The organism is Candidatus Hydrogenedentota bacterium (genome assembly GCA_012523015.1).
GTDB lineage: Bacteria > Hydrogenedentota > Hydrogenedentia > Hydrogenedentales > CAITNO01 > JAAYBJ01.
Window position 1 is genome coordinate 1 of the sequence record JAAYJI010000339.1, and the last position, 7,356, is coordinate 7,356.

A 7,356-nucleotide genomic window follows, 5' to 3' on the forward strand; every position below is an offset into this window, starting at 1 on the left:
AGATGAATATCGTAGACCGGCTCTTTTACAGTCCCTGAAATAATCAGGTTGATAAGCTTAATGATCAGCGCTTCATTGGCGAGGTCTAGGAGATCGCGCTCAGACTCTGCATGATCCAGAGAATGAACCTTTCCTTCCTCCTCTCCGCCAAGCACGATATTATCAATCAGCTCACCGGCATTTTCGCTTTGTTGCTCGAAATAGGTATCAATGATGAATTGAATGTCTTCGCGATTGCATAAAACGGGTTTGACGGGCCCATCCAGCAGCAAGCGCAAATCGTCTAGGGGCAAGAGATTGAGCGGATCGTTCAAAGCGACAAGATAGGTATCCCCATTTTTTTTATAGGGTACCATCTGATATTCACGGATAAAACTGATCGGTACTTTGGTGGTTAAAGAGGATTCCACATGCTCACGAAGTTTGGGATCGTATTCTAAGCCGAACTGGATGCCCAAGGCACGTAAGAGATGTTCTTCTTCCATATAGCCCAAATCGAGCAATAATTCGCCCAGTCGTTTAGGGCGCAACTTTCGCAGTTCAAGGGCTTCGGTCACCTGTTCTTCATGGATCCACCCCTGCTCCACCAAAATGGCGCCAAGTTTTTGTTCTTTACCAAGACCCATGTTTACCTTTCAATATCCCCCCGTTTGTATTTTTGCCCGCTGCGCCGGCCGCTTAAGGCTTCGGAGCGATCTAAAGTAGGCCGGTGATTTTGGCGCATGTTATATTTTTGAAATACACGATCGAAGAAACCGCCTTTAAACAAGTCTTCAACGTTCGCATCGTAATATTCATTGATCTTGTAATTGGTAAGACGGTCGATGTCCATACCTTCTTTAACAATATGCGGCGTGATCAACATAACCATATTCTGTTTTTCTCGGCCTGTCTGGCGCGAACTGAAAAACCAATTCAATATGGGCAGATCACCTAAAATTGGTGTTTGAGGCGCCCGTTTACGCACGGCGCTGTCGCGGATCAAACCGGCGATCACAGCCGTCGATCCATCTTTGACTAGGGTTTTGTTGGTAACCTTCGATTTATTCGTCGTGGGACCTGTAATATCCACGTTCGTGATGGACGTCGCGTTGGTATCTGAAATTTCAACTTCAGAACTCAACATAACGTTATCCCCTTCTGATATCTGGGGCGTGACTTTGAGTTTAATACCCACATCTTGACGTTCAACGCGGGTGTAACCGCCGTAGGTGCCGGTATCCATCGAGCTATCAGCACGGCGTGATGAGCTGGTGCTGGTAATAAAGGGAACTTCCTGACCAACGATGATATTGGCTTCTTCGTTGTCGAGGGTGACCAACGAAGGTTGAGACAAGACCTCGGTATCAGAGAGTTTTTCTACGGCTTGAAATAGAACGGGCGCAAAAGGCACTTTAATTTTTCTGCCTTTATAGGTAAAGCTGAGATCGTCGTAAACGCCGAGGGTCAGACCGCTGCGGCCTTCCTTGCCTAAGCCCAGCGCCGCATTTCGGATGGAGGCTTTTGGTCCGCCCACAATTTCCTCCGCCACTTTCGCAGCATCCAACAGGGTGGCGAGATTATCGGTACTGCTCATGGCGAAACCGTCATGACCGCCCATGGCTGCTGTATCTACGGTAAGCCCGAAGTCATCGGTCATTTTTACTTCCATGACCACTGCTTCCACGCAGACCTGTCGTTGAGGCACATCAAGGCGGGCAATAAAAGACTCAAGCAGTTTGTAGTCCTGAGGGGACGCAACAATCAGAAGCGAATTTGCTTTATCATAGCGGGTGATCTGCACTTTTTGCTCGAAAGGCTGCACTTCAGGAGCCGTAGCGCCGCCGCCGCCCCCCGCTTGACCGCCTGCCGCGCCTTGTTTTCGCGGCGCTGTACCGATTAGGGGTTGGATAGCCGCCTCAACGGCTTCCGCGTCAGCATTCAACAGTTGGTAGATGTGCATGTTATTGGCTTCATAGGGCGTCGGTGTATCGAGCCGTTTCACCAAATCACGAACTTGTGCCATCATGTTTTGTGTTGCCACAACGATCAGGGCATTCAGCCGTTCGTCGGGAACCATGCGCAATACTTCTTCACGGAAGCCAATCACTTGTGAGGAGGATTGGGGCATCACTGGCGGCCGGGAGCCCCGCACGGGCCGCACCGGAGCTTGCGGTACTTGGGGCTGTTGCGGCGGCCGTGCGCCTGTAGGCGCTCCGGTAGCATCACCCAGTAAAACTTGCTGTATTTGCGTGGACAGTACTTCTGCACGGGTATACTCTAATGTAAATATTTCCATGGAGCTGTCAAAGCCCGGAACATCGGCTTGGGCAAGAAAAGTAAACATTCGTTTCAAGCCGTCGGTACTATCCGTTAAGATCAGGGTATTGGTTGGTGCGTAGACATCGATTTGCCCGTTTTTAGAGCCCAGAATTTGCAAAGCACGTTGAATTTCTGCGGCATCGCCATTTTCTATGGTCACAATGTGGGTGGATAGCCCATCAAATCCATGGCGCAAATCGTCGGGTCCCATAATAAGCGGCGTTTTATCTGATCCTACCGCATCGGGGGTGGGTAAAATTTTGATGAGATGACCATCCAGACTTTCCACCATGGAAAAGCCTCTGGAACTCAAAATGGATTCCAAAACTTCATAGGCCATTTCCGGAGGAATTTTGTCGTGCGTAATAATGGTGACATTCACTGCGGACAGGCTGGGATCTAAATCGAAATTACGCCCCGTAGGGCGTGAGATGGATTCCACGACCGTATAGAGGGGGGCATCCTGAAAGTCAAAATTGATTGGATCGTCAGGTTTTTCTCCCGTCTTCTCTTCTGAGGCCATGGGATGACCTTCTCCGCTTTCTCCGTCTTGACGCATACTAGGCATGGGCGCTGCCGGAGGACGCATAGAAGCACGATCACGGACTGACGGCGCGGGCGGCCGTGTTGGGCGTACGCCGGGCGTAATGGGCCGACTGGAACGGGGTGTCAGCGTTCCGCCTCGCTGTTGATTGGGCGGCGCTTCATCAGGATAGGCTGAATCGTCGGGATTATCTTCATATTCGTTGGGATAATGCATCTGTCCGCCACGCCGGGGCGGGGCTGTGTAAGGAATGTCGAGATCATCGGAAGGGACAACAGGCATTTCAGTGTAGTCTCCCCCATCTTCCATACCACCATCTTGATCGTCATCCATTTGCGCAACAGCCGCAAAGAAGGTGCATGAAAGCAGGGCAACTATCAGGAAAAAAAATTGAATTCTAAACACAGTCATTCCTTCCACACCGTTATTAAATTACGGATAACTAGGGCGAAAAAACGCTGTTACCCAAAAATAAAACCTATCGTATTCTAGTTGTATCAAAGAGTCAGACCGACAGCCTGTCTGTCTCCCATCCTGAACCTGAAAGTCTACATCATAGCATGTCTTATTGTAAGCTATTCCACCGCAGAATCTAAACTGTACGCCCAAGAAAAGAGCATTCTTTCTGAAGCTTCTAATTAACGTCAAAGACGAGAATATTCGGTTGACCGTTTCTTAAGATGCCCACGCGGAATGAGGTCGCATTTTGATAGCGTTGAAAAATTTCAAATAATTGTTCGCGACTTTCAATTTTTTCGTTGTTAATACTTTGCAGCATATCGCCATCTTGGAAGCCAAGCTTTACCGCCAAGGGATGCTGGCTGATGCCGTCTGCGGTAAGACCCATCACATTACCTTGGGCGTCTTTTTCCACCCGTGGCGTTATCGTTGCCAAGGTGGAGTAGTTCGCGATGGCTTCGCTTACAATTTCCTGTCGATCAACTTTGGTGTGTTGAACAGTTCCTTGGTTTCGTTCCGGAGCGGCTTCTGCTCTTGAGCGAACCGGCCGCAACGGCGCGCCGGGCAGGGCAGGCGCGGGCGCTTTGTTTTCGGAATCTTTCTCCTCCATACGGAGCCATTCACGTTGAGCCGGCTCTTTTCGTTTGTTGAGAAGAATGATTTCACGGGGATAAATAGTGTCTACAAAGACATTTTCGACCACTTCTTTATTAAGGGGATAAGAGCGGACGCCGTCCCGATTCTCTAGGTTTTCAATAAATGCGGAAGCAAAAGGATCTTTGGGCGACAAGGCGATAGTGCCGCGCAATTTTAAATCCAAGGTGCTTTCCGTAATATCCTCATCGATTGGCTCTTCTTCCTCCACAACGGGCGCGGCATCCGCATCCCATTGACCGGCAGAGCCAAACAAGCCGCTTTTTGCCAATCCCTCGTAAACCGACTTGTCCTGTACCGTTTTCAGCAAGGACACTTCATCGGTTCCACTGCTATCCTCTAGGGCTAGGAGTTCCACTGCTTCCAAAGGGGTCATAAATAAATGGGCGACCAAAATCCCAACCTCAAGCCCCATGACGACCAGCGCCATATCCAGCATGCGGAATATTTGACGTATAACAAGACTTCGAATCATAAAGCACTCAGTTCTTTACTAAATACAACGGCTGCCACTGAACAGCATTAGCGATGCGCCCCATTGCATGCTCTCCAAAAGAAAACGAAAGGCAGATAGTAATGGTTGACGCAACACGACCTTGAGGAAACGTAAAATTCGATACTTTTTTTGTATTGATGCCGCTCTATGCACGTTTTTTTATGGTTTACATCTCTCATGGGGTATAGCAATGTTTGGTACAAAAAACATCGTACACAACACCTACACGAAAGAGAACATGGGTACCGCCATACAAATCAGGGGCGTGATGGGCACACACGATACCTGATGCGTTCGGAATAGAGCGCATTACAGAATATTCTTATCGTGTCGAAACACAAACACAAGGATTTTGTACAGTATTTATCGGTACAGCAAGTGTAGAATATTCAGGGCTAAGAATGCAATTTTATATAGCAGAAACCGGTAATCTCCTGCCTATGACCGGTGTCTTTTTTTTCTTAAAATCTTTTTTAAAGACCGATCAGAACAGGGCAACACACTATTTCAAGGGAGAGGATAGATGTATTTTCGAGATTTTTATGATAGGCTAGAGCAAGGTCAAATTGACTTATCCCACGTATGAAACGTATCATTTAGCATTCAACCATAAAATCCTCACCAATGGAATAAAATTAATGACCCATATTCTTGCTCTAGCAAATCAAAAAGGCGGTGTTGGGAAAACAACGACGGCCGTTAATCTGGCAGCTTGTCTTGCCGATGCAGGGAAAAAGGTTTTGTTATTGGATTTGGATCCGCAAGGCAATGCCAGTCAAGGCGTTGGAGTCGATAAAAATTACGTCCAAAAAACGATTTACGATGTCCTTGTGAATCAGACAACCCTTGAGGAAGTCATCATCCCGACAAGCTTTGAAAATCTTTTTTTAGCGCCTTCGCAACGGGATCTTGCCGGCGCGGAGATTGAACTGGTAAATCGAGGTGATCGTGAATTTCGACTGCGAAATGCCCTGACCGCCGTACAGACTCAGTATGACTTTATTATATTGGATTGTCCACCTGCTTTAGGACTTTTGACGCTCAACGGGCTGATCGCCGCCTCCGGGGTAATTGTTCCCTTGCAATGCGAGTATTATGCCTTAGAAGGATTGAGTGAATTATTGGATACGATCATACACGTCAAAAATAACCTCAATTATACCTTAGTAATTGTGGGCGTATTATTGACCATGTATCAACATACCAATCTTTCCGGGGATGTATTGCATGATGTCCGAGAACATCTGGGCGACAAAGTCTTTGATACCCACATTCCCAGAAATGTTACTTTAAGCGAAGCGCCCAGCCACGGGCTTCCGATTATTCACTACGACGATAAATGTAAGGGTGCCCAATCCTACAAACAATTGGCGCAAGAGGTTATAAAACGTGTCTAAGACCACCAAAAAGAAATCAACCAAAGGACTTGGCAAAGGGCTGAATGCGCTGATGCGTTCACGGGAGGAGGTATTGGATCATGTTCTCCCCACTGATGCTGATACACAAGCAAATGCCCAAGCCTTGCCCGCCGCCGCTGGCGCAAAGCAACACGTGGGTGAACGCGTCCTATTAATTGACCCTTCTCTCATACAACCCAACCCTAAACAGCCGCGACGGCTTTTTCATGAGGAGCGTTTGGCCGAATTGGCGGATTCTATTGGCAAGGATGGGATTCAAGAACCGCTTATTGTTCGGCAAGTGAAAAATGAATACCAGATAGTATGTGGTGAGCGGCGGTGCAGAGCCGCGATCATGGCAGGGCTAGACAGGGTGCCGGTCATTTGTCGAGATATTGCCGACAACGACATGCTCAAATTCGGGCTTATTGAAAACATCCAACGAGAAGATTTGAATCCCATTGAGCTGGCACAAGCCTACAGAGACTTAATGGAACAGTATGATTGGACCCAGGAACAAGTAGCGGAGGAAGTGGGCAAAAAGCGCGCCACGGTGGCGAATACCCTTAGATTGCTCCAATTACCCGATCCCATTCAAGATCTTGTTGTTGACGGATCAATTACGATGGGGCACGCGCGTGCAGTCGTAACGATACCCAACGAAACGCGGCAATTGGCACTTGTCCGACACATTGTAGAAAATGGCCTTTCCGTTCGTCAATCTGAAGCATTGGCTGCGAAAGAAGTGGAACCGAGTCCTAAAGCAGCGGCACGGCGAACGGCTAAAGAACCCCATATTATTGAGCTTGAAAATCGTCTTCGCCGGCGCTTGGGCGTCAAAGTAGCCTTTAAACATCAAAAAGACAATAAAGGCAAAATTGAAATTGAATATTTTTCCTTGGAAGAACTTGACCGTATTCTCGATATTATCGTAAACCAATAACGAGGTTCTTATGTTTGACATACGTTTAATTAGAAGTGAACCTGAGCGTGTTAAAAAAGCCATGGCTCTTCGACGCGCCGGAGAAAATATTGACGCTGTGTTGGAAATAGACGCGCAGCGGAGAAGTGCTATTTACGATTTAGAACAGCTCCGTGCCCAACAAAATAAAGCGGGCGAATCTATTGCCACGCGCAAGCGTCAGGGTGAAGATGCCGCCGATGTGATCGCGGAAATGAAAAGCATCAAAGAAAATATTGGCGGCTTAGAAGAGAAAGTACGGGAACTCGATTCAACCTTACAAGATATATTGCTCACCCTGCCCAATGCGCCTGATGACAGTGTGCCCGAGGGTTCCGATGAAAAGGATAATCAGGTAGTGCGTCATTGGGGCGAAGTACCGCAATTCTCCTTCACCCCTCGTGATCATGTGGATCTGGCAGAAGGATTGGGAATTATTGATTTTGAGCGGGCCGCCAAGTTGTCCGGCGCACGCTTTACCTTAAGCATGGGAGCCGGCGCGCTCTTGGAACGTGCCCTCGTTAATTTCATGTTGGATATGCAC

6 protein-coding genes are annotated in these 7,356 nt (G+C 48.0%); 3 read left to right on the forward strand and 3 right to left on the reverse strand.

Features of this window, described 5'->3' with window-relative positions; genetic code table 11:
* From GX117_14650 to GX117_14660, 3 genes are all read right to left on the reverse strand, one after another.
* Positions 1-626, reverse strand: a 626-nt coding sequence (locus tag GX117_14650; protein NLO34566.1) for a type II secretion system protein GspE, incomplete at its 3' end; no start/stop codon positions are given.
* A gap of 2 nt (positions 627-628) precedes the next feature.
* Complete coding sequence (gspD, locus tag GX117_14655) at positions 629-3,250, reverse strand: type II secretion system secretin GspD (protein ID NLO34567.1); 2,622 nt, start codon at positions 3,248-3,250, stop codon at positions 629-631.
* 229 nt (positions 3,251-3,479) lie between these two features.
* Positions 3,480-4,433 carry a hypothetical protein gene (locus tag GX117_14660; GenBank protein NLO34568.1) on the reverse strand — a complete coding sequence of 318 codons (954 nt, stop codon included), beginning with the start codon at positions 4,431-4,433 and terminating at the stop codon, positions 3,480-3,482.
* 659 nt (positions 4,434-5,092) lie between these two features.
* Between GX117_14660 and GX117_14665 the strand changes: the two genes are divergently transcribed.
* The 3 genes from GX117_14665 to GX117_14675 all read left to right on the forward strand — a co-directional run.
* Complete coding sequence (locus tag GX117_14665; GenBank protein ID NLO34569.1) at positions 5,093-5,851, forward strand: ParA family protein; 759 nt, start codon at positions 5,093-5,095, stop codon at positions 5,849-5,851.
* Positions 5,844-6,794 carry a ParB/RepB/Spo0J family partition protein gene (locus GX117_14670; GenBank protein ID NLO34570.1) on the forward strand — a complete coding sequence of 317 codons (951 nt, stop codon included), beginning with the start codon at positions 5,844-5,846 and terminating at the stop codon, positions 6,792-6,794. Before GX117_14665 ends, GX117_14670 begins: the two co-directional genes overlap by 8 nt.
* Positions 6,795-6,804: 10 nt before the next feature.
* Positions 6,805-7,356, forward strand: a 552-nt coding sequence (locus tag GX117_14675; GenBank protein ID NLO34571.1) for a serine--tRNA ligase, incomplete at its 3' end; no start/stop codon positions are given.

Excerpts from the sequence above, each read along its gene's own strand:
- GX117_14660 (NLO34568.1), bottom strand. The coding sequence starts at position 4,433 with ATGATTCGAAGTCTTGTTATACGTCAAATATTCCGCATGCTGGATATG.
- GX117_14665 (NLO34569.1), top strand. The coding sequence starts at position 5,093 with ATGACCCATATTCTTGCTCTAGCAAATCAAAAAGGCGGTGTTGGGAAA.